This window comes from Fortiea sp. LEGE XX443 (assembly GCF_015206815.1).
GTDB lineage: Bacteria > Cyanobacteriota > Cyanobacteriia > Cyanobacteriales > Nostocaceae > Nostoc_B.
On record NZ_JADEXZ010000024.1, the window covers coordinates 1 to 21,638 of the forward strand.

A 21,638-nucleotide genomic window follows, 5' to 3' on the forward strand; every position below is an offset into this window, starting at 1 on the left:
CCAGTTCTTCTTTGGATAACTGGCCCAAACTTTCTTTTTCTAGTTCTTGAGGCAGGTTTTGGTTCATATTTGTGATACTCCACCTCAACTGTCCCCTTTGTCAATACTCTGTTACCTGAATCCTTACATTTTTTAATCTCTCTACTCTGCGTGACTCTGCGTTTTAAAATGCCTCTTGTTGACGGGAATTTGCCTCAACTTTACTCAACCAAATCACTAAATCTTCCGAATGTACTGCGATTTCACTTCCTAAAGTTTTGATATAAAGCAGTCCATCACTAATAGTTAAATCCCTAATAGGATACCACGAATCACGATTCTGAATTAAAAGATCCAACGGAATACCACCTCTTAAAACATTCTTGCGATATTTCCACCAAGCACGCCATAGCAAAACAGATTTAGTACAGTGCATCTGATAGCCTTTTGGCACTTCGCAATATTTATAGTGATAGAAACCTCTATGATCTATTTCTCCTTTGAGGAGATAATTAGATTCTGCTAGTACCTCATTGATCAATTCCCAATGGGATGACTTAGCTTGAATTAAAAACTCAGGAAATGCGCTATTCAGTTGTGTTGTAGCAATCACGCCTTCAGACTTAGCTGTTAGTTGATTAGTTTTATAAACTGTTTGTGCTGTTAAAGTAGAGTTGGATAGCAAAACATCTTGTTTCCGAGTAGATTTATCTACAAACTCACGAATTAAGTCTAGATTAGACAACATAAAATTACTTGTACTAACTTACTAAATGTGATATCAACCACAACGTTATGTAATTTAGTAGCTACATTAGTCTTTCACAGCAATCTGGATAATCACAAGCGAATTCACAGTAAAAACACAGTTAGTTCAAGTTTTTGTTAATTTTAATAAACTAAAAGCCTATACCTAAAATATAAGTAGAAAGGTGCAAATAAACCGAACTATGTAACGGAAAGTAAAGTAGGTTGAAAACCTCTTCCCTTCTGCCTTCTGCCCTCTGCCTCCTGCCTTGTCATAACGACAATTTTTAACACCGACCTACTTAGGTATAGGCTTTTGTGATCAGCCGTTGAATATTAAATTTTCAAATCTTTAAGAAAAGGTTCAAACACAGGAGTTAATTCTGAGCGACTAAGGACGAGAGTCGGAAAAGAGCGATCGCTATAATCTTCTCCTACTGTCAACGGAAATGGCTCAGATTTCAAGGATTTCCAACTACCACCAGCCGCTTGCACAATTACCCAAGCACCAGCTAAATCCCAAACTTTGGGTGTCGCTTCAATTCCACCTAATACTGCCCCAGTCGCAACTGTAAGAAAGTTATAACTAGCCACACCCAACATGCGAATTTTGCAGGGAAAGCCTTGTTGGATGACAGATGTACTGCGAGAACAAAGATTAAAAAAGTGGTTACTACTGGGAGCATCCGCACTGGTGTGGATAGGATGATTATTGAGAAATGCTCCCGTGGGTGTTGCTAAACCCGATGTACCTGGCCAAAAACCGTGGAAAGTTTGAGCTAGTGGCGGTACGTGAACATAACCAAAAACAGGCGTACCTTGATACAGCAAACCCAGAGAAATCGACCAGATAGGAATACCACGGGTAAAGTTAGTTGTCCCATCCAAGGGGTCAATTACCCAGCACCATTCTGTACCGGGAAATGTCTTGTCGGCTTCTTCGCTCAAAATACCATAACCAGAAAAATTAGCGGCGATCGCATCTCGAATTTCCTGATCAGCCCATTGATCAGCCCTTGTCACCAAACTACCATCAGCTTTTTGTGAAGCTTGCACTTGTCCAAAATCTTGCATCAGTTGTTTGCCCACTCTTGCAGTGGTAATGTGGGCAAAATCAAGAACTGTTAACCAAAAATCATTCATTGGAATATGAGGGAATGGGAATGATCATTTCATACTTCATACTTCAAACTTCCATCAGTCTAGATCGCTTTCTAAAACAGAGGCGATCGCTTGTTTGGTATTTGTCTGAAATTCTGTGATGTTAACTCTATTGAGAAACCAAATCGATACCACCATCCCCACTGCTTCTAGGGCAAAGACCAACCCGTAAGCTAGTTCCAGACTGGGTAGTGTCCTGCGCCCTATATCCAAGAGTGTACCGCCAATCACCACTGCCATTCCCCTGGAAATAGATTGTGCTAATCCCCATGCGCCAATAAATGTGCCGGCGGCTTCGGCTGCTGTCAAATCCAGCATCAAGCTAATTGCAGCTGTTGTTAAGAAACCAGTCGCTAAACCGAATAAAACCAAACCCAGTTTCAGAAAAGCTGCATTGGCTGTAAATCCAGAAATCCCCAGCAATAATGCACATAATGCCACCAACATACAGCCTAAGCGGGCGCTTTTGCGCTTACCTAAACGTGGCACAATTAAAAAGCCAGCCACAGCGTAAGCAACCAACAATCCAATACCGTAATAAACGTTTAACTTGGTGCTTTCAGCCAAAGGCATTTTAAACACCTGACCGGCATAAGGTTCTAAAATTGGGTCTTGCATAAACAAACAAAGTGTCATCACCACCAAAAAGGTGAAAAACAAACCTGTTTGGGGACTGGCTGTTAAAATTTTCCAAGCTGCACCCAGGGTGATACTGTCTTCTCGGTTTACTAATGTGGAACGGCTGGCATATTGGGAGTACTTTTTCTCAACGCCCAATGTTGATGCGATCGCCATTCCAAATACAATAGCTGGGACAATGATAAATAATTGGTTGACTGCTGCTTGCAATGTTTCTGTAGTTGCTTCTGGTGTTAACTGCTTGAGCAAGCTAGAACTAATGATTGCTCCCACAATAATCCCTGCCATCAGCATCGACCAAACCACACCCACTACTTTAGAACGGTTATCTTCTTCAGATACATCCACCAACAAAGCAGCAAAGGCTGTACCACTAGCGCAAATTGCTAAACCGTACACAGCAAAAATTAAAGATAGCAGCGCAGTCCAGCCTATAGTTTCAGTTGTCCAAACCCAAGCACCAGAAATACTCGCAACATTATTCAACTGCCACATTACTTGTACAGCTAAAAAAGCCGCGATCGCAAATATGGCTGCACCCACCCACACATAAGCTGTACGATGATAACCCCACAACGGTTTAGCATCAGAAATCTGACCAAACCAAATCCGGGAAGGCGACACAAATGCAGGTAAAGCCAACACCACCGCTACCAACGTCGCCGGAATCGCTATTTCTTGAATCATGACCCTGTTAAGTACTCCCAGAGTCAAAATGGACATCATGGCCAAACCCATTTGAAATAGGCCAAGCCGAAACATTGTGAGTAAGTTCACCCTTGACACAGCCAGGGATTTTGCTTTGGTATCGAACACTTCACCGCTTGCCATAGCTACTTTTTCGTATGGTTTATCAAAATAGTCTCTCTTTACTTAAAGATAAACTGTTTGATCTTCCAAAAAAACCCGTAATTTCAGTGTAGAGTGGGACATAAATAAATCCCCTGTTTAAACTGCTAGATTCTTCACTTAATTGTAGAGCAGTGCTTGATTGTATCCATGTTTCTCAAGAGTAGATGGAGTTTTTACCTTATAAATTACTTGCACAAAGCTGAAAGCCGTCATTAAAATTATTGACATATAAGCGATAGCTAAAAAAGCAAAGCATGAACACTGTTGTTAGAGTAAGTGCTTTTTGGGATTCTGAAGCTGAGGTTTGGGTAGCTAGTAGTGATGATTTACCTGGATTGGTTACGGAAGCTTCTACTATTGAAGTGCTAACGGAAAAGCTCAAAGTGATAATTCCAGAACTTTGTGAGTTAAATCAAGTAGAAGATTGATTATGTACGTAGAGGTGTTGTCTGCTTCAATTTATGACAAACCACTCATTCAACGGATGATGGAGCTTTATCAGTATGATTTTTCAGAGTTTGAGGATAAAGAACTCAATGAGCATGGTTATTTTGGATATCCATACTTAGATTATTACTGGGTGGAAGATAATCGCTACCCTTTCATCGTTCGAGGAGACAAAAAACTTGCTGGATTTGTTTTAGTGAATCAATTCACATACACTCCAGATAGTCAGTATTCAGTAGCAGAATTCTTTATTTTACGAAAATATAGGCATCAAGGAATTGGTAAGCGGGTTGCCTTTCAAGTTTTTGACCAATTTTGCGGCAAGTGGGAGATTCATCAAATTACTACAAATACAGTCGCTCAAAAATTTTGGCGTAGTGTTATTGGAGAGTACACAAAAGGTAAATTTACAGAAATATTAATAGATGAGGCTAGGCAACGAACTATTCAATATTTCAACAATAGTAAAAGAATGCAGTAGTCTTACTATTGAACATTTAAATTCTTTCCTTTCTACAGTTTATGCTCAAATTTATCTGAATCTAGCTATCACAATAATAATTTTTAACTAGTAAGACATACTACACGAATTAACTTACCTGTCAATGATTCCTCTTGAGTAATTGCTTCATTAATTCGAGTTGCCATTCGAGACATATCAGTATCATTCGTACAAACAATAATACCTGAATGTTCGGATGAGTTTCTATGCAGTTTGATAAAGTCTTGACGATTTAATGTTATGACAGTTCGATTATCACTAATTGCAAAATTTAACACTTCGTCATCTGGAATACCTAAATTTGCGTTACCAGCTTCTTGTACAGTTAAAACATCATGCCCCATTGTTCGTAACAGTTCACTCACCTTCCTGGGAAACATTTCATCAGCGTATAAACGCGCCATGATTTAAGCAACCTCATTAGCGTGAATAGCAGCTTCAATTTCTTCAGGATAAGCATCTGCATATATCCAAGCATTAACTAAATCAGCTGCACTAATATGAGGATAATCTTGCAAAAGTTGAACTTCGGTAATACCAAGACGACGTGCTTCAACTAATAGCCAAATCGCAATACGAGTTCCAGAAATACAAGCTTCTCCACCACAAACACCTGGTGTTTTTGTGATACCTTTTGCCCCAATGTTAATATTTTGAGTTAAAGTTTGAATAATTGCAGCCTTCTCTGTTGGAAGTAGTGCTAGGATTTGATTTTCTAGTTCTTGGAAAGTCATATAGTAACTAGCTCAGTTTGTATTGTAGCTGCTTATATTGTAGTAGTGGGGTTTTCAAAAATCGCTTTGAGCTATGTGTCCGGTCTCCTATTCGCAGAGAGAAGGCATCACCCAAACCATCACACTGAGTAATAAAAATTACTTTTTATAAAACTAAAAAAGATTTTAAAGTAAACTAAAGAGTAATACTTCTTAGAGTTATTATATTGCTCCGTAACTTTATCAAATGTAATCAATTTACATAAAAATATCAATGTGAAAAATGTGGTTTTAACTACGTTATTTCATTGAATTAGTAAGATAAGCTTGCCGTATGTATGTCATAAAACTACTGACTTCAACTACTAACAAAAAAGGCAGAAACCATGAATAAAGAAGTAGCCAAAGTAATATTATGGGAAGAAAATCAAAAAGATTTTCTCAGAAAGTTCTATGATCTCCAATTTACTCCCAGAGTAGGAGAGGAAGTTTACCTCAAAAAGGAAAGGTGGAAAGTAACCAGAGTTGAGCATGATGTAGAAGTCAGCGAGATTAATGTCTACATGGAATTAATCAAAAAACCTAAGCAGGAAAAATCATCTAATTCATAAATAAAAGTAAATACATTCAACTATAGCAATCCTATTTGATTTGAGAGAATTGCCGCCAGCAGATCCCTGATTTTTCAAAAAAGTTGGGGATCTTGTTTCTGTGAGTCAAGATTAAAATCTTTATGCAAGCCACAACCTCGCAACCAGAGTTGCGCGATCGCTCTGTAACGCTACACTATAAAAGTAAAGAAATGTAAATATATAGATATTGCAACTGTGGAAACAATCACATTAGGGAAAAATGGTGCGGCGGTTCCACCTCTGTGCATTGGAACTTGGGCTTGGGGTGATAAACTGTTTTGGAATTATGGTAATGGCTACGATCAGCAACAGTTACAAGCAGCCTTCACCGCAGCTTTAGAAGCTGGTGTGACTTTTTTTGACACCGCAGAAATTTACGGAATGGGATTGTCTGAAGAATTTTTAGGGCAATTTATCAAACAAACAACCCAACCTGTACAGGTTGCTACGAAATTTAGCCCTCTCCCTTGGCGATTTACAGCCCAATCTATCAGCGATGCTTTAACAGAAAGCCTTAAGCGCTTGCAATTACAGAGAATTGAACTGTATCAAGTGCATTGGCCATTTGCTTTCTTTTTAAGCCAAGAAACACTAATGAACACCTTAGCAGATGAGGTGAAGCAGGGAAGAATTGCCTCAATTGGTGTAAGTAATTACTCTGCAACACAAATGCGTGAAGCACATCAAATATTAGCAGCGAAGGGAGTACCGTTAGCGACAAACCAAGTACGTTATTCTTTACTAACTCGTCAAGTAGAAAGCCAAGGTATTATCGCCACCGCTCGTGAGCTTGGTGTCACAATTTTAGCCTATAGTCCTTTAGCTCAAGGATTACTCACAGGTAAATACACACCTGAAAGTGCTGATAAACCAAGCGGAGCTAGAAGAATAGATTCAAAATTTAGTAAAGAAGGCTTGCAAAAAATTGCATCAGTGATATTTTTACTACGCAGATTGGGAGAAAAACGCGATCGCACCCCAGCCCAAATTGCGCTCAATTGGTTAATTGCTCAAGGTAATGTCATTCCCATTGCTGGGGTAAAAACAGCCGAACAAGTAAAACAAAATGCGGGTGCTTTCGGCTGGAAATTAAATAACGATGAAATCGAAGAACTAGAAAAAGCAACTCGTCCTTGGCTGAATTAACCTTCATGGTCTCTGTATTTAAATGTGCTGTTATCTGGCTTATTCAAATACAGGAGGCCACAGTTCTGATACAGTTAACTCCCAACCAGGGAGTAAATCTGGCAATGTCAATTTATCGTGATTTTTTAAAATTACTGGTGCTTGATTAAGTCGATAAACTTTTAAAATTAATTCGTCAGGGTCAATCAAGATCCCAACAGTAGACCCCAGTTCTAAAAATAGTTGAATCTTTTGTTCTAATGTCTTAACCCGGTCTGATTTAGATTTAATCTCTACTATCAAGTCAGGTAATAATTCCACAAAATCGCGCTTGCTAGTCTTGAGTCTGTCAGCACACACAAAAGACACATCAGGAGCGCGGAGATTGCGTTTTTCATGATTAGTTTCCAAGCTAGGCAGAATAAAACCAGCACTAGAACCAGTAACCCTTCCTAGCTTACGTGGGCGTACCCAATTTGCTAACTGTCGAGCAAATTCTATACCTATTTCTTCTGAAATGTAGTCTGATGGCCCCATAACCAAGATGCTACCGTCTACCAGTTCCATTTGCCATTCTGGATGTTCAGCTTGTAGCTGCTCTAAATCTGCAATAGTGAACATAAAACTATAGAGAATACATCTTTATCTATGTTCCTACAAGCTGATGGAAACTGCTAACTACTTTTGTGAGTTATGAGTCCCTCAGTACTCAGCACTTAAGAAAGCTTTTGATTGGTAGAGGAAACAGGAGATTCACGGCGGCCTGTCCGCAGTTTTGGTTTGGGTGTAGAACGTCTGTCTTCGTCACTGCTGTTAGCGTCTGATTTGTTCCAAGAGGAACGGTTTCTGTCACCAGAAAATTCCCGACGCTTACCGCCGATCTTGGGTTTGGCTACAGGAACTTCCTCTTGGGGAATTTCCACATCTGAACTTAACCAAGCGGGACGGGTTTCATCGTAAGCAAGTTGTAGTGCCGCTGCGGCGATCGCATGAGCATCATACTGTTCAATTAATTCGCTGACAATGGGTAAGAATGAAGCTAACCGTTCACCAGTCAGGGCTTCTCTCACTTGTTGTTGCAATTTATTGATGTGTCGCGCTTCAATTTGCGCCCGTGTGGGAATTGAAAGTAATTGCCAGTTTTGACGGTTGTGGCGCTCAAATACTTGCTGTTTGCGGCGCTCAAAGGGCTGAACCAAAGAAATCGCTGTACCTTCTTTACCAGCACGACCAGTCCGACCGATACGATGGACGTAGGTTTCGACGCTATCGGGCAAGTCGTAATTGATCACATGGGATAATTGATCAACGTCTAAACCCCGTGCAGCAATGTCAGTTGCTACTACCCAGCGTACTTGACGATTACGGAAGCGAGTTAATAACCTTTCTCTGGCTTGTTGGGACAAATCACCGTGATATTCATCTACACTGTGACCAGCTGCTTGCAGTTGATTGGTTAATTCTGCCGCAGTTCTTCTGGTACGCACAAAGATTAAGGCTGTTTCTGGATCTTCCATTTCCAGAATTGGCTGTAAAGCTTTGGCTTTTGTCCAGTGACGGGGAATAAGATAAGCTACTTGGTTGATTTTGTTGGGTGCAGCTTTTGGTTGCTCAACAGTAACTGTCACAGGCGATCGCAAAAACTTGTTTACCAACATGCGAATCGATGGTGGCATTGTCGCCGAGAAGAGTGCTGTTTGGCGATCTTGGGGTGCTTGAGACAAAATTTTCTCGACATCATCGATAAAGCCCATGCTCAACATTTCATCGGCTTCATCCAACACAAACCACTTGACTTGATCCAACTTCAAGCAACCACGCTCTAACAAGTCAATCACCCGTCCGGGAGTACCGACAACGACGTGAACGCCGCGTTTGAGTTGCATAATTTGGCGATCAATTGATTGACCACCGTAAATTGCTAAAGCCCGTAAGTTACTATTGCCAATAAATTGACTGACAGCATCATGAACTTGAATCGCTAATTCACGAGTTGGTGTTAAAACTATAGCTTGCACTGCTCTTTGATTTACATCCAACCGCTCTAAAATCGGTAGGGAAAATGCAGCTGTTTTGCCTGTTCCTGTTTGGGATTGTCCCACTACATCCCGACCTGCCAATAATTGAGGAATGGCTTGGACTTGAATGTTAGTAGGTGCAGTAAAACTCATTTTTTCTAGTAGTTCTGCACGTTCTTGGGAAATTCCTAGTTCAATAAACGAAAGATTCATCAATTCTCCTAGATTTTATATTTTGACTTTGAGGCTGAGAAATTGAGCAGCAGTTACTTATGGGGGTTTCTCTCCCTTTGGGAGAAAACCGCACTGCCTCAATTCACTTGTAACTAGAGACAACTTGACCGTAAAGATCATATGTGTCAGCGTTGCGAATTGCTACTGGCACAATGGTTCCTAATTTTGCCTGGCCTGTGACATACACCTGACCATCTACTTCTGGCGAACATCTTCCTGAACGACCAATTAATTCCCCACTTTCAGGATTTTCTTGCTCAATCAGGACATCAACAACTTTGCCGACTTCCTGTTGATTTTTGCTCCAAGAAATGGGCTGCTGAAGTTCCATGAGTCTTTGCCGCCGCTCGTCCATGATTTCTTGGGGTAACTGATTGGGCAGACTGTAAGCGGGGGTTCCTTGTTCTGGCGAAAAGGTAAAGACACCAACATGGTCAAATTCATGCTGCTGCACGAAGTTTAGTAGATGCTCGAAATGCTCCTGGGTTTCTCCTGGGAAACCAACAATAAATGTTGTCCGCAATACGGCTGTTGGTAGTGCAGTTTTGATGCGCTCGATAATTTCATTGTTTACCCGCCCTTGCCAGGGACGGTTCATGGAGCGCAGAATTCCAGGATGAGAGTGTTGCAAGGGCAAATCCAAGTAAGGTAAAACGTTGGGTGTTTCACCGATTGCCGCAATCACATCTGGGGTTAATCCGGTGGGATAGGCATAGTGCATTCTCACCCAAGGTATGTCCACTTTCCCCAAGGCTTGGAGTAATTCGGCTAATTTGGGCTTGCCGTAAATATCCAATCCGTAGTTAGTAGTGATTTGAGAAATCAAAATGATTTCTTTCACCCCTTGGCTGGCTAACTGCTCGGCTTCAGCCACAATCGATTCTATGGTACGCGATCGCTGGTTGCCTCGCAGATGAGGAATAATACAAAACGCACACCGATAATCACATCCTTCCGCCACCCGTAGGTAGGCAACACCCTCGGTTGTAGTCCGGTAGCGCGGTGTAGTTTCATCGGCGATGTAAGTTGGTTCGGCGCTAATCTGCTTTACGCGCTCTCCTTGTTCTGCCCGCTCAATGACATTGACGATTTTGTGATAGTCGCCTGTACCTACAACGGCTACTGCTTCCGGCAACTCCTCCAACAATTGCTCTTGGAAGTGTTGCGCCATGCAGCCTGTAATAACGATTTTTTTATTGGCCTCTGCCAATTCTACTAAAGTTCTAACAGATTCTTCTCTTGCTGCTTCAATAAAACTACATGTATTAACAATAACGTAATCTGCTAACTCTTCGTTTGTATCTACGCCATAGCCTGCTTCCACTAGCAGTCCTAGCATGTGTTCTGTATCAATTCGATTTTTCTCACAGCCCAAATGAGATATTGATATTGTTGGCTTTTCACCCATACTTTAAATTCTGAGGTTTTTTTTGTTATCTACACAAAGTGCGATTGACTTCGCTCTTTGTAATGCACACCTTTCTATTGACAACACCCAGGTGGATTGTTCCTCTATTAGTTACTGTGCATATACCTGTGACCTGGATAAATTAAAGGTCATGTTATGATATGTCTACTATTAATCTGTTTCCCAGGGTAAATCCGAGTGCCTTTGAGTATATTTGACACTTGTAATATTTTTTAACAAATCGCCTATTGGTATTTTAAATTACCGCAGCGTATGCGTTGTTGATCTACCCGTCGGGAAGCCGCCCAAAGGGCTTGTTGTGAGAAGTCGCTACCCTCAGGGAAATCGCGCTTGCGACTACGCCTAATCAAGCAATAATGCTAACCCTAATGATTAGGCTAGTCCAACGACGATGCGTGGGCAAGGTGCCTAAACTCCGGGAAGCTGCCTTGCGTCTTGTGAGTGGCAAACTCCTCTTGCAGCCAGGTTTTATCTTAACATATCTTATGGAACGTTTGATGCTAAATTCCATCTGCGGATGGAGGCAGTCAAACAAACACTAGAAACACATTCATGCTAATGAAGGAACGAGGGACGAGAAACGAGAAAATAGGAGCTAGGTGAATTTTAATCCCTAATGCCCCATCCCTAATCCCTAATCCCTGAATAATGTTTGAAAACGTGGACTTATATCAGACCTTTAAAACTCGTACACCCATTATTGGCGTAGTTCACCTACTGCCATTACCCACCTCACCCCGCTGGGGAGGTAGCCTCAAAGCAGTAATTGACCGTGCCGAACAAGAAGCAACAGCCTTAGCCAGTGGGGGGGTAGACGGCATTATTGTAGAGAATTTTTTCGACGCACCATTTACTAAAAATCAGGTTGACCCGGCAGTTGTGAGCGCCATAACGGTGGTGGTACAAAGGATACAAAACTTAGTAACCTTACCTATCGGGTTAAATGTTTTGCGAAATGATGCCAAAAGTGCAATGGCGATCGCTAGTTGTGTGCAAGCCCAATTTATCCGCGTCAATGTGCTAACAGGGGTAATGGCAACAGATCAGGGATTAATTGAAGGAGAAGCCCATCAATTGCTACGCTATCGCCGAGAATTGGGCTGCGATGTCAAAATTCTGGCTGATGTCTTAGTTAAGCACGCTCGGCCTTTAAGTTCCCCCAATCTTACAGTCGCCGTCAAAGACACTATTGAACGGGGTTTAGCGGACGCAGTCATTTTATCGGGTTGGGCTACAGGTAGTCCTCCTAATCAGGAAGATTTAGAAATAGCTTGTGGTGCAGCTAACGGTACACCAGTATTTATCGGTAGTGGAGCCAGTTGGGAAAATATTGCTACACTGTTGCAGGCAGCAGATGGTGTCATAGTTTCTAGTTCCTTAAAACGTCATGGTCGGATTGAACAACCAATTGATCCGATTCGCGTCAGTCAATTTGTCGAAGCCGCACGTCGGAATTGGAACTCTAAAGGCACAAGTAAATCAACGGAACAAGTAAAATTACATTCGTAATGAGTAGGGAGTGGGAAGGCTTCAAAGCTGAAGGATTTAGATCCATAGAGACTTGCCCCAGGCTGGGATGAAATTTCACACTACCCTTTGGGAAGCCGCGCAAAGCGCGTCTACATACTTCACACTTCATACTTCATACTTCAAAGTTATGATTCGCCGCCGTTCTACTCCTTGGATTCACAAATGGTCGCGCCCAATAATTGCCGCGATCGCTGGATGTGGTGCTTTGGTTACAGGCTATCTCACCATCGAAAAGCTCACAGGAGGCAGTGCAGCTTGTGTGGCAGAGGCTGGTGCTAAAGGCTGTAATGATGTACTTTCTAGTGCTTGGGCTACAGTGTTAGGTCAACCACTAGCTTTGTTTGGATTTTTGGCATACACCGGTATGGTGATCTTGGCTTTAGCTCCCTTAATCTTGAAATCTGAGGACAACAACCAGCACAAACAGATAGAAAACTGGACATGGTTGCTGTTGTTGGTGGGAGCGATCGCTATGTCTGTCTTCAGCAGCTACTTAATGTATGTGCTGGCTTTCCAAATCAAAGCATTTTGTCCTTATTGCATAGCCTCAGCTTTATTCTCCTTGAGTTTTTTAGTCCTCACAATTATTGGCCGTGCTTGGGAAGATATTGGACAAATTTTCTTTATTGCCATTATTGTGGGGATGGTGACCCTAATCGGCACTTTAGGCGTTTATGCTGGTGTTAACAAATCAGCCACAACACCCGGTTCTACACCTGGACAAGAAAAGATTAGTTTTACACCTACAGCCGCACAAACACCTAACCCAGAATTCGGTTGGGAAATTACTACAACCTCTGGTGAGGCAGAAATTGCTCTAGCACAGCATTTAGCAAAAGTGGGTGCTAAAGAATATATTGCTTACTGGTGTCCCCACTGTCACGAACAGAAACTGATTTTTGGCAAAGAAGCTTATCAGATCCTCAAGGATAGTAATGTTCCAGTAGAGTGTGCTGGCGACAGTCCCAAAGGTAAACCAGAATTATGTCAAGCTGCAAAAATACAAGCTTTCCCCACTTGGATTATCAATGGTCAAAGTTACAGTGGAGTCCAAAACCCAGCAGAACTAGCAAAGATTACTGGTTATACAGGCCCAACAAATTTCAAGTATTTTAAGTAATTACTAGTCCTTCAATGTTGGACTTCGCCCAAAATCTAAAATTGGCATGGTCAACTGGCTGAATGTAACAATATATTCCCAGTTGACTTATTTTTTTGCCAATCTGATTTCCAGATTTGGTATAACTTACAACAAAATCATCAAAATATTTGTTTCTTAGTCATAACCACTCAAATAGAATATTTGTCATTTTTTAGTCAGCGAAAATATACTTTTGTTATTAGCAAACAATATTTATACTGAACCTGTTCCTGATCAGCAAGGAAATACTGGCTAACTTTTGCTTCATAAGCACTCACCCTAACTCCTACTTCGTCAACACTATTCTCAGATGTTTTGGTGGAACTTAATCATACTGACAAATTTCTTAAACAATGAACACAATAAGATGCAAGCTATACTTACTAGTTATTTGATAGCTAGTTGATAGCTGTACACAATAGATATGTTTTCCCCCACTAGGTAATGGGAATGAGTAAGCAGCTAGGCAAGTGTTTTGTCAGGTTAATGTTGAAATTAAAACTGAAACAGGCGCTTGGTCGAAAATATAGAGAATTATTTGTCGCTTGTACCGTTGCAGCCTGCATTTTACTTTTGCGCTCTGTTGGAATGTTACAATCCTTAGAGTTAGCTGGGTTAGATCAATTTTTTCGCTTACGTCCAACCGAACAACTAGAAAATCGCATCACGATTGTAGCAATTGATGAAGATTCTTTGCGTCGAGTCGGTTCTTGGCCAATTCCCGATGGGGTTATTGCTCAGTTATTAAAGAAATTACAAGTTAATCAACCTCGTGCTATTGGCTTAGATATTTATAGAGATTTAGCAGTAAATCCAGGTCATGAGAATCTCGTTAATTTTTATCGTTCAATGCCAAATTTGATAGGTATTGAACTATTAACGCAGAACAAACATACTCGTGTTCCACCTCCACTAAAACTAAATCACAAACAAGTTGGTTTTAATAATGTATTGTATGACCCCGATGGTAAAGTACGACGCAGTTTGTTGTATTTACATATGGGCAATCAACACTATGAAAGTTTTGCGCTGAAGTTAGCTTTATTGTATTTACAATCAGAAGGAATTACACCTCAAAAAGCAACTGAAAAACTTGATTATTTAAGGTTGGGTAAGGCTGTATTTACTCGTTTTCGAGCCAATGATGGTGGTTATATAAAAGTTGATGATAAAGGCTATCAAATTTTAGCTAACTTTCCCAAACCCTTCTGTTATAGACCCTCTGGCGAATTCTGTAGCTACCGCCAGATATCGATGAGCGATGTACTTGATGACAAAGTGCCAGTTAGTTGGATACGCGATCGCATCGTATTGATTGGTTCTACTGCTCCCAGTCTACAAGATTTTGCATTTATTCCTCACTCCAGTCAAATGCTGGGTGCAGCCAAGCCTGTGGCTGGTGTTGAACTGCAAGCTTATTTTATCAGTGAGTTAATCTCAGCTGCGATTGAAGGGCGACCTTTATTGAAAGTTTGGCCTAAATTCTGGGAATACTTATGGATTTTGGCTTGGTCTTATCTGGGATCAACAATAATTTGGCGAATTAAATCCTTCAGTAAAAGTATTCCTAGAATTTTTCTATCTTTATTAATATTGTTTTTCACTAGTTATATGGCTTTTTTATCCGGATGGTGGCTACCATTAATTCCCGGAATGATCACCTTTGTTAGTGCATCTATTTGGCTGATTTTTCATATTGCGTACATGCAGGAAGAATTGAAACGTTCTAAAGAGTTTTTGCATCAAGTAATCAACTCTATTCCTGACCCAATTTTTGTCAAAAATGAGCAACATCAGTGGATTGTTTTAAATGAAGCTTACTGTCAATTCATTGGCTATCCAGATAGTTTGTTAATTGAAAAATCATACTATGAATTTTTTCCTCGACATGAAGCTGATGTTTTTCGCCAACAAGATAATCTGGTTTTTATTACACAAAAACCGCGAGAAAATGAAGAAGAATTTACTGATGCTACTGGCAAAACTCATCTAATTGCAACTAAAAGATCGCTGCACAAAGATGCTGCGGGGAATTTCTTTTTAGTTGGAGTAATTCGAGATATTACCCAGCGCAAGCTGATGGAAGAAGAACTAAGACGCACGGCTGCTGAGTTATTTCGCTCTAATACTGAATTAAAACTCAAAGAAGACCACTTACGCTATTTGGCTTACCACGATCCCCTTACAGGTTTATCTAATCGGAAATTCTTTGCGGAACAACTTCACGAGTCGTTGCTTTGGACGCAAAAAAACAATCTATTACTGGGACTGTTGTTTATTGACTTGGATGGCTTTAAGCAGGTTAATGATACTTTAGGACATGATATGGGCGATCGCCTGCTAGTGATCGTCGCCCAGAGACTCAGCAACTGTTTACGTGGAAGTGATACTGTCTCCCGTTTGGGTGGTGATGAATTTACAGTGATTCTCAGAGCAATTCCTGATGTACAAGTAGCTGCTAGAGTCGCGGAAAAAATTTTAACCAGCATTACTGAACCAATTGTTTTGTCAGGATACACTACTAAAATTTCTGCCAGTATTGGGCTTAGTATTTACCCCATCAACAGCCAAGATACAGAAACTTTGATTAAACAAGCAGATGCAGCCATGTACCGGGCCAAGCACTTAGGTAAAAACCGTTATGAGTTGGCTTAATTAGCCAAGAGACACCATCATAAGCACCCAGTTGCCTAAGTGGGATTAAAGATGGTATTTTTTTAGTACAAAATTACTAGATAATAGTTCCGAGTGTTTACTGTGGTCATCCGGTTGGACTAAAAATTTTATTTAGAAAAGTAACACCATTTAAATTAATTTGGAACTATACTTAATTTTTATAAATTAAAATTTCATTAAGATTACTAAAATAAAAAATTTGTGGCTCCGTTTTCCTGATATTTACTTAAGTGCATCCAATTCCCTAAGTAAATACCGCTAAAGTATGTGTGTTTTTTAACAAATAAATGAAGTATTTAAACGCAGAAATATAAAGATTTTATTAAAAATTTGAATTTGTGATTATTATCTATGGGGAATTAATGAACGTTGATAGCTTTCGCTCGTAGAGAGTTCTAACTTTAGACTGATGACCATAAATGATATTTAGGTATATTTCTTAAGTGTTGAGCAGGTTTGATGACCACGGCTTTTCACTCCAATAGTTATCTGTTAACCAAAAACTTTAATTAAAACTTAATTTTTTCGGAAAAAAAGACTGAATCTGTTGTAGGTAAAAAAAATATTGGATGAACTCACAATGCAAGAACTTAATAAAAGCTTTATGGATACGAACTTGAGAATTACGGGCATTTTAATATTATGTGTGAGCGCCTGTCTCGTTATTCCTAAAATCGCTGATGCTACAGGTAGGGTCAGCAGTTTAGTGGCGAAGGATTTAAGTCATACAAACAGCAATAGTTTGACGAGTTCCAAGGTGAATTCTCAGGCATTAAAAAATGTATACATTCCGCCCAATTACGGTGGCCCTGACAGCCAGCACGGTAGCGGTACACGTTAATACTGCTTCTTTTAGATAAATGTTATGGGAATGTATTAAGTCTAAAGTCAAAGATATTTGCTCGTTAGTAACTAGCTTAAAGGAGTGGATTTACTCCATTGAAATTTTTGTACAAGTGTGTGAATTTGCCAATTAGGATCTGGCTCTGGATAATCGATGCGGTAGTGTCCGCCCCGGCTCTCTGTCCTAAAAGCAGCACTTTTGAGAATTAAATAAGCTACATCTAATAAATTCCGAGTTTCTGCCCACAGTCTTAATTGCCGCTCTACATCCGGTGTTTTGAACCTGACAGATTCATTAGCACGTAAAGAAAGTAAGAATTGACTCAAGGGTAAGATAGCAAAATCTTGCTGCCAAGCTTCTACAGTTGCGATCGCCTTTAATAATCCCGACTGTTCCCGACAGATACCAGCACTTTGCCAAACTAAACGCGGTAACTTCTCTCGCAATGCTTCTAACTGTACTTGCTGGATTTGCCAATCATTGACATCTATACTCAATTCGCGTAACGGCAACACTGGTATTTCTGATAGTTGTTCAACATCTGCTAGTGAAATATCCGTCATCTGTGCGCCAAATACAATACATTCTAGTAAAGAATTACTTGCCAGACGATTTGCTCCATGTACTCCAGTACTGGCGGTTTCTCCCACCGCATATAAACCAGGAATGTTCGTGCGATTCTGTAAATCTGCCACAATCCCCCCCATCCAATAATGAGCCGCCGGAGCCACAGGAATTGGTTCATTGTAAACATCAATTCCCCAACGCTGACAAACTTTGATGATGTTGGGAAAGCGATGACGAATTTTGTCAGGGGGGATGGGGCGCATATCTAGCCAAACATGGGCGGTAGCCAGATCGACAGCAGTCTGTTGGAGATGGCTAAAAATTGCTCTGCTAACTACATCTCGCGGTGCAAGTTCTCCCGCTGGGTGATAGTCAAAGGCAAACCGTCTCCCTCTATTATCAACTAAATGTGCGCCCTCACCTCTGACAGCCTCACTAATCAAAAAGCGATCTGCGCCTGGTTTAGTTAAGGCGGTGGGGTGAAATTGCACAAATTCCAAATCTCGCAGCATAGCACCAGCCCGCCAAGCGATCGCCACGCCATCGCCCGTACTCACGGCTGGGTTAGTAGTTTGGGCAAAAACTTGGCCACCGCCTCCAGTTGCTAAAACGATGGCTTTGGCCTTTACCCATGTAATCTCACCTTGATAAAATAGGCTAACTCCCTGACAGCGCCCTGTGTGGGGTTCTAACCACAGACTCAGTGCTAAAGCTTGTTGGATAACTTGAATATTTTTGCGGCGTAATACTTGTGCCGTTAAAGTAGTTGTGACCTCTCTACCGGTAGTGTCAGCGGCGTGGAGAACACGGTTACGAGAATGGGCAGCTTCTAAAGTCAAAGCCAAGGCTTGACCATGACGGTCAAAAGCTACACCCAAATTTACCAAAGATTGAATGCAGCTAGGGGCTTGTTGGGCAAGGAATTCCACGGCGGCGCGATCGCACAAACCTGCACCGGCTTGGATTGTATCTTCAATGTGCAACTTAGGCGAATCTTCTGGGGCGATCGCCGCAGCAATCCCACCTTGCGCCCAATCACTGGCAGACAAAGTAACAGTTTCTTTGGTAATCAAGCCGACTTGCAAAGACTCTGGCAAACACAGCGATGTGTATAGTCCAGCCGCACCAGCACCGACTACTAAAACATCAAATTGGCGAGGAATTTCTATTTCAGACAAAGTGAGAGATGGGGAGAAATTTTTACGATATGTCCTTACAAACAGCTTTTATACTCAGAACTCAGCACTCACACTTCGACTCCTTTCGACTTCTCTACGAGACGCTACGCGAACGCTCAAGACAAGTCGCTCAGTGAATAACACTCAGCACTCAGCACGGGCTAAACGCCCCGCTATCGCTAACAGGACTTTTCTACAAGAGAGCCACTCCCATCTAGGGAGTGGGCTACTGTTTTCTACATTAACGATAATTAGGCTTATCTGTAGATCCCGTTGTTAAAGCGATCGTCTCCTTCGTTGAAAGCAGGTTCTAGTTCGGTAACGGTGAAGTTATCGAAATTAGCTTGCAGGAGTTGTTTTTGGCGATCGCTCAATCCTGGTAGTTCTAACACATCTTCTACCTTTTGGTAAGGAGCGTTTTTGATGATTTTCTTCGCCAAAGTCGGATACAGACCTGGGTAATTTTGGAAAGCTCGGACATTGGTATTATTTAAATCAATTTTTTTCCCAAATTCCGTTGCTAGTTTAGCATCTGCACGGTTGCTGGATTCCACTGCTAAAACAGGGACTTGCGGCAGAGCCAGACTGTTGATCCCAGCAGCTTGGGCTATTCCAGTTGTACCTAACCATCCCCAGCAACCAAGCAACAACGTAAATACTGTTAATAAACGCGCCAATCTTTTCACGACTTTTTACCTCTTTCTATCAAACTGAATAATGGCTCTAAGCTTACAGCTGTCAACAGTTTATAATCTTTGAGCCATATTTATGACTCTCGACTCTTAACCCTTGACTAAGAACTGATAGCTCAATCAACACACAGCAGTCATCAGAAACTAATATACAGCGTATTAATATCCACAATATTTACTGCTATTGGGTTTGACTCAATTTACTTTTTGTTACAGAGTTCTGTTTTTTTGTACTTTTATTGTTATAAATGCGTTTCCTCATCAGTAGTAACCAAATCCACCCCACACTTGATAGCCGCCTCTGCTAATCGAGTATCAATCGTTGCCAAGGGCAATCCCAATCGCAGCGCCAGTTCTAAGTAATACCAATTCACGAAAATCTTGATACAAATTAATGGTTTTTAATTCTTTCCCTCTGCTCCCTACCCCCTGCCCCCCTGCGACCTACTTGTATCAAACTTAAAGTGAAACGGTATAAGCCGCGTCATAAGCTGCTAAACTTTCCTGTCGCCCCAGTACTAAGGTTATACCCAAGGCGTTTGCATCTGTAGCCAGATCAACCCGGATTAAAAGTGACTGTAGTAAAGCAATCGCTTCTTCGGATTGTTCTTTAGTTATACGGTTACGCCGTTCAGCTACAAGCAGTACATTAGCAATCTCCAGTGACCAAATTCCCGGCACAAAAGCTTCAGCATCCGGCATTATTGCCAATATTGCCTCAGCACTGGAGTTATTTTCATCCACCAAGCACCAGCTAATTGCTACAGAACAATCCAAAACAAACTACATCTGATTATCTTCGCCCTTCTTCTATCATTGAGCGGATTGACGTTTTATCTAACGCCACTTCTCGCCGTAGTTGTTTCATTCTGGCAATAGCATGACTGATCGATTTTTTTGTTGTGGGCTTTCCCCAAGCGTTACATTGGGCTTGGACTTCCTCAATTTCTGTAACTTCGGTATCAGGTAATGCCTGTATAACTACTACTACTTCAACAGAAGTATCTTTTAAATCAGTAGTTGTTTGGATTTGTAATATACCATCAGAGCCAATATGCGTTTGCCCTTGGCGTTGGCGAAGCCATCGCAAATTCATGGTTTCCATGTCGGCATCTAATAACTCATATTTTGGAAAGTACCTTAATTATGCTTCTACTTCCTGTAAGTGTTGACTCAGCACTCTAAAGAAATATGGGTGTATGGGAAAAAAGTTTCTTTTATTCATAATCAGATGGTGCGCTCCCTGTGCTGATGCTTTCAAGCAGCACTAGCTGCTAACAAAAATAAGCCATCTACCAAAATAGTGCTTAAAGCTGCGCCAGCAAAAGCATACCAGTGTTGTTGTTGGTTAAGTAAAGGTAAAATTCCGGCTGTTAGTAGTACTGATGCGAGTACCACTGCCCAAACTTGCCCCCAAGGTGTATGGACTTGAGTTACAGCAGCTTGTAGTATAGGCGACGCACGATCAGGTTCGACTTGCATAATTTGTCGCCAATAGGGCATTAGGTCAACTATGTAGAAATAAACATCGGTTAAGACTGTACCAAATAAGGAACCTAGATAAAACCAGTTACCAACCTTGCCCCAATTTTTAAGTAGACACCAACAAGCAAATGGTAAGCCGATCGCCTCTACTGGTAAATGCCATAAAGGTTCCCAACGCAACCAACCCCAATAAATTGCTCCTGCTAACCAACTCCAGCTAAAGCCTAAGAGCAAATCCCCCCACAAATAAGTTGCGGGACGTGACATTAAGCGAAAACTCAGCCATACCCAAAATCCTGTGATCGCTAAACTGAGACTGGGTAGCGATCGCACAAGTGGTGCTTCGATAAATACAGGTACTGATACTAAGAATATCGCCGCCGCCAACACCAACCAAGTTTGCCGAGGCGATATTAACAATGGTAAAGATGGCGATACGGAAAGCGTAGATTCTAATTCTTCGATACCTAGCCGCCCACCATCCCTTAAGGGTAATTCCTTATTTATAGCGGTGGTAGAAGCGTTGTAACCAGACAATGTATTATTAATCAAAGTTTTAATAATTGTTACTAAACTTTATTTTATTTAAGATAACATACCTCAGAATCCCCCCCAGGGGTATTTTTATTATACTGAAATTTGAGGCAGTGCTGGAGATGTCCGCAGAAAAAGACATTGGGAAATATTTCCTAAAATCTCACTGCATCTTTTTTCATGAGAAGGCAGAAGTACGAAGGCAGAAGTACGAAGGCAGAGAGCAGAAGGGAAAACCCCATAAATAAATTCAGGGGTTTCAACAAGGACACCTTTTTTCTCGCACTGCGTGTCCCCAGAAAAATCTTTTTACTTTTGTTCATAAATAAATAATGGTGCTTGAAACCCTGTGGCAGAGGGCAAAAATATATTTTATTCCTTCTGCCTTCTGCCTCCTGCCCTCTGCCTTTCTTCGGTCATTGATAAAAGTTCTATAAAATTGGCAAAATGGCGTTGACTTATTGAAGTAGTTGTAAGAACATGGCCAGCGTCTTAAATAGTGTTGTTGATTGT

22 protein-coding genes are annotated in these 21,638 nt (G+C 41.1%); 8 read left to right on the forward strand and 14 right to left on the reverse strand.

The genetic code is table 11. The features are described from left to right. Nucleotides 1-163 precede the first annotated feature (163 nt). From IQ259_RS11455 to IQ259_RS11465, 3 genes are all read right to left on the reverse strand, one after another. Nucleotides 164-727, reverse strand: a complete 564-nt coding sequence (locus IQ259_RS11455; RefSeq protein ID WP_193884737.1) for a hypothetical protein — start codon at nucleotides 725-727, stop codon at nucleotides 164-166. Nucleotides 728-1,062: 335 nt separating this feature from the next. Further along, nucleotides 1,063-1,869, reverse strand: a complete 807-nt coding sequence (locus IQ259_RS11460) for an inositol monophosphatase family protein (RefSeq protein WP_193884739.1) — start codon at nucleotides 1,867-1,869, stop codon at nucleotides 1,063-1,065. Between the two features lie 54 nt (nucleotides 1,870-1,923). After that, nucleotides 1,924-3,357, reverse strand: a complete 1,434-nt coding sequence (locus IQ259_RS11465; protein WP_193884741.1) for a BCD family MFS transporter — start codon at nucleotides 3,355-3,357, stop codon at nucleotides 1,924-1,926. Between the two features lie 275 nt (nucleotides 3,358-3,632). Here IQ259_RS11465 and IQ259_RS11470 point away from each other — a divergent pair, with 275 nt between their 5' ends. Both IQ259_RS11470 and IQ259_RS11475 read left to right on the forward strand, forming a co-directional pair. Next, entirely contained in the window at nucleotides 3,633-3,806 is a 174-nt protein-coding gene (locus IQ259_RS11470; protein ID WP_193884743.1) for a DUF1902 domain-containing protein, read from the forward strand. Nucleotides 3,807-3,808: 2 nt separating this feature from the next. Beyond that, nucleotides 3,809-4,306 (forward strand): GNAT family N-acetyltransferase, encoded by a 498-nt coding sequence (locus IQ259_RS11475; protein WP_193884745.1) that lies wholly within the window; start codon nucleotides 3,809-3,811, stop codon nucleotides 4,304-4,306. 83 nt (nucleotides 4,307-4,389) lie between these two features. Here IQ259_RS11475 and IQ259_RS11480 read toward each other — a convergent pair whose 3' ends face one another. Beyond that, nucleotides 4,390-4,731, reverse strand: coding sequence for a DUF5615 family PIN-like protein (locus IQ259_RS11480; protein WP_193884747.1), 342 nt, complete (start codon nucleotides 4,729-4,731; stop codon nucleotides 4,390-4,392). Between the two features lie 3 nt (nucleotides 4,732-4,734). Beyond that, the gene (locus IQ259_RS11485) at nucleotides 4,735-5,061 is read right to left on the reverse strand and encodes a DUF433 domain-containing protein (protein ID WP_193884749.1); all 327 of its coding nucleotides are present in this window, start codon (nucleotides 5,059-5,061) and stop codon (nucleotides 4,735-4,737) included. 365 nt (nucleotides 5,062-5,426) lie between these two features. On the opposite strand from IQ259_RS11485, the gene IQ259_RS11490 reads away from it, so the two are divergent. Then, a complete protein-coding gene (locus tag IQ259_RS11490) occupies nucleotides 5,427-5,651 on the forward strand; it encodes a hypothetical protein (protein ID WP_193884751.1) in 225 nt (74 codons plus the stop codon). 216 nt (nucleotides 5,652-5,867) lie between these two features. After that, entirely contained in the window at nucleotides 5,868-6,818 is a 951-nt protein-coding gene (locus IQ259_RS11495) for an aldo/keto reductase (RefSeq protein ID WP_193884753.1), read from the forward strand. A 39-nt stretch (nucleotides 6,819-6,857) separates the two neighbouring features. On the opposite strand, the gene IQ259_RS11500 is transcribed toward IQ259_RS11495, so the two are convergent. The 3 genes from IQ259_RS11500 to rimO all read right to left on the reverse strand — a co-directional run bounded on the left by IQ259_RS11500 (nucleotide 6,858) and on the right by rimO (nucleotide 10,457). Beyond that, nucleotides 6,858-7,418, reverse strand: a complete 561-nt coding sequence (locus IQ259_RS11500) for a Uma2 family endonuclease (protein WP_193884755.1) — start codon at nucleotides 7,416-7,418, stop codon at nucleotides 6,858-6,860. A 95-nt stretch (nucleotides 7,419-7,513) separates the two neighbouring features. Then, nucleotides 7,514-9,028, reverse strand: coding sequence for a DEAD/DEAH box helicase (locus tag IQ259_RS11505; protein WP_193884757.1), 1,515 nt, complete (start codon nucleotides 9,026-9,028; stop codon nucleotides 7,514-7,516). Between the two features lie 103 nt (nucleotides 9,029-9,131). Beyond that, on the reverse strand, nucleotides 9,132-10,457 hold the full coding sequence (rimO, locus tag IQ259_RS11510; RefSeq protein ID WP_193884759.1) for a 30S ribosomal protein S12 methylthiotransferase RimO: 1,326 nt from the start codon (nucleotides 10,455-10,457) through the stop codon (nucleotides 9,132-9,134). Nucleotides 10,458-11,138: 681 nt separating this feature from the next. Between rimO and btpA the strand changes: the two genes are divergently transcribed. The 4 genes from btpA to IQ259_RS11530 all read left to right on the forward strand — a co-directional run bounded on the left by btpA (nucleotide 11,139) and on the right by IQ259_RS11530 (nucleotide 16,666). After that, nucleotides 11,139-11,987 (forward strand): photosystem I biogenesis protein BtpA, encoded by an 849-nt coding sequence (gene btpA / locus IQ259_RS11515; RefSeq protein WP_193884761.1) that lies wholly within the window; start codon nucleotides 11,139-11,141, stop codon nucleotides 11,985-11,987. Between the two features lie 148 nt (nucleotides 11,988-12,135). Then, complete coding sequence (locus IQ259_RS11520; RefSeq protein ID WP_193884837.1) at nucleotides 12,136-13,128, forward strand: vitamin K epoxide reductase family protein; 993 nt, start codon at nucleotides 12,136-12,138, stop codon at nucleotides 13,126-13,128. A gap of 471 nt (nucleotides 13,129-13,599) precedes the next feature. After that, nucleotides 13,600-15,804, forward strand: coding sequence for a CHASE2 domain-containing protein (locus IQ259_RS11525; protein WP_193884763.1), 2,205 nt, complete (start codon nucleotides 13,600-13,602; stop codon nucleotides 15,802-15,804). 625 nt (nucleotides 15,805-16,429) lie between these two features. After that, on the forward strand, nucleotides 16,430-16,666 hold the full coding sequence (locus IQ259_RS11530; RefSeq protein WP_193884765.1) for a hypothetical protein: 237 nt from the start codon (nucleotides 16,430-16,432) through the stop codon (nucleotides 16,664-16,666). Nucleotides 16,667-16,737: 71 nt separating this feature from the next. Here IQ259_RS11530 and nadB read toward each other — a convergent pair whose 3' ends face one another. The 6 genes from nadB to IQ259_RS11560 form a co-directional block, all read right to left on the reverse strand. Continuing rightward, nucleotides 16,738-18,414 carry an L-aspartate oxidase gene (nadB, locus tag IQ259_RS11535; protein WP_193884767.1) on the reverse strand — a complete coding sequence of 559 codons (1,677 nt, stop codon included), beginning with the start codon at nucleotides 18,412-18,414 and terminating at the stop codon, nucleotides 16,738-16,740. 257 nt (nucleotides 18,415-18,671) lie between these two features. Beyond that, entirely contained in the window at nucleotides 18,672-19,100 is a 429-nt protein-coding gene (gene psbU / locus IQ259_RS11540) for a photosystem II complex extrinsic protein PsbU (protein WP_193884769.1), read from the reverse strand. 248 nt (nucleotides 19,101-19,348) lie between these two features. Next, entirely contained in the window at nucleotides 19,349-19,480 is a 132-nt protein-coding gene (locus IQ259_RS27560; RefSeq protein ID WP_255525336.1) for a hypothetical protein, read from the reverse strand. A gap of 85 nt (nucleotides 19,481-19,565) precedes the next feature. Then, complete coding sequence (locus IQ259_RS11550) at nucleotides 19,566-19,883, reverse strand: type II toxin-antitoxin system VapC family toxin (protein ID WP_228014488.1); 318 nt, start codon at nucleotides 19,881-19,883, stop codon at nucleotides 19,566-19,568. Between the two features lie 16 nt (nucleotides 19,884-19,899). Continuing rightward, complete coding sequence (locus IQ259_RS11555; protein WP_339383870.1) at nucleotides 19,900-20,211, reverse strand: hypothetical protein; 312 nt, start codon at nucleotides 20,209-20,211, stop codon at nucleotides 19,900-19,902. Between the two features lie 152 nt (nucleotides 20,212-20,363). Beyond that, nucleotides 20,364-21,143, reverse strand: coding sequence for a DUF3120 domain-containing protein (locus IQ259_RS11560; RefSeq protein WP_193884773.1), 780 nt, complete (start codon nucleotides 21,141-21,143; stop codon nucleotides 20,364-20,366). Nucleotides 21,144-21,638: the final 495 nt, after the last annotated feature.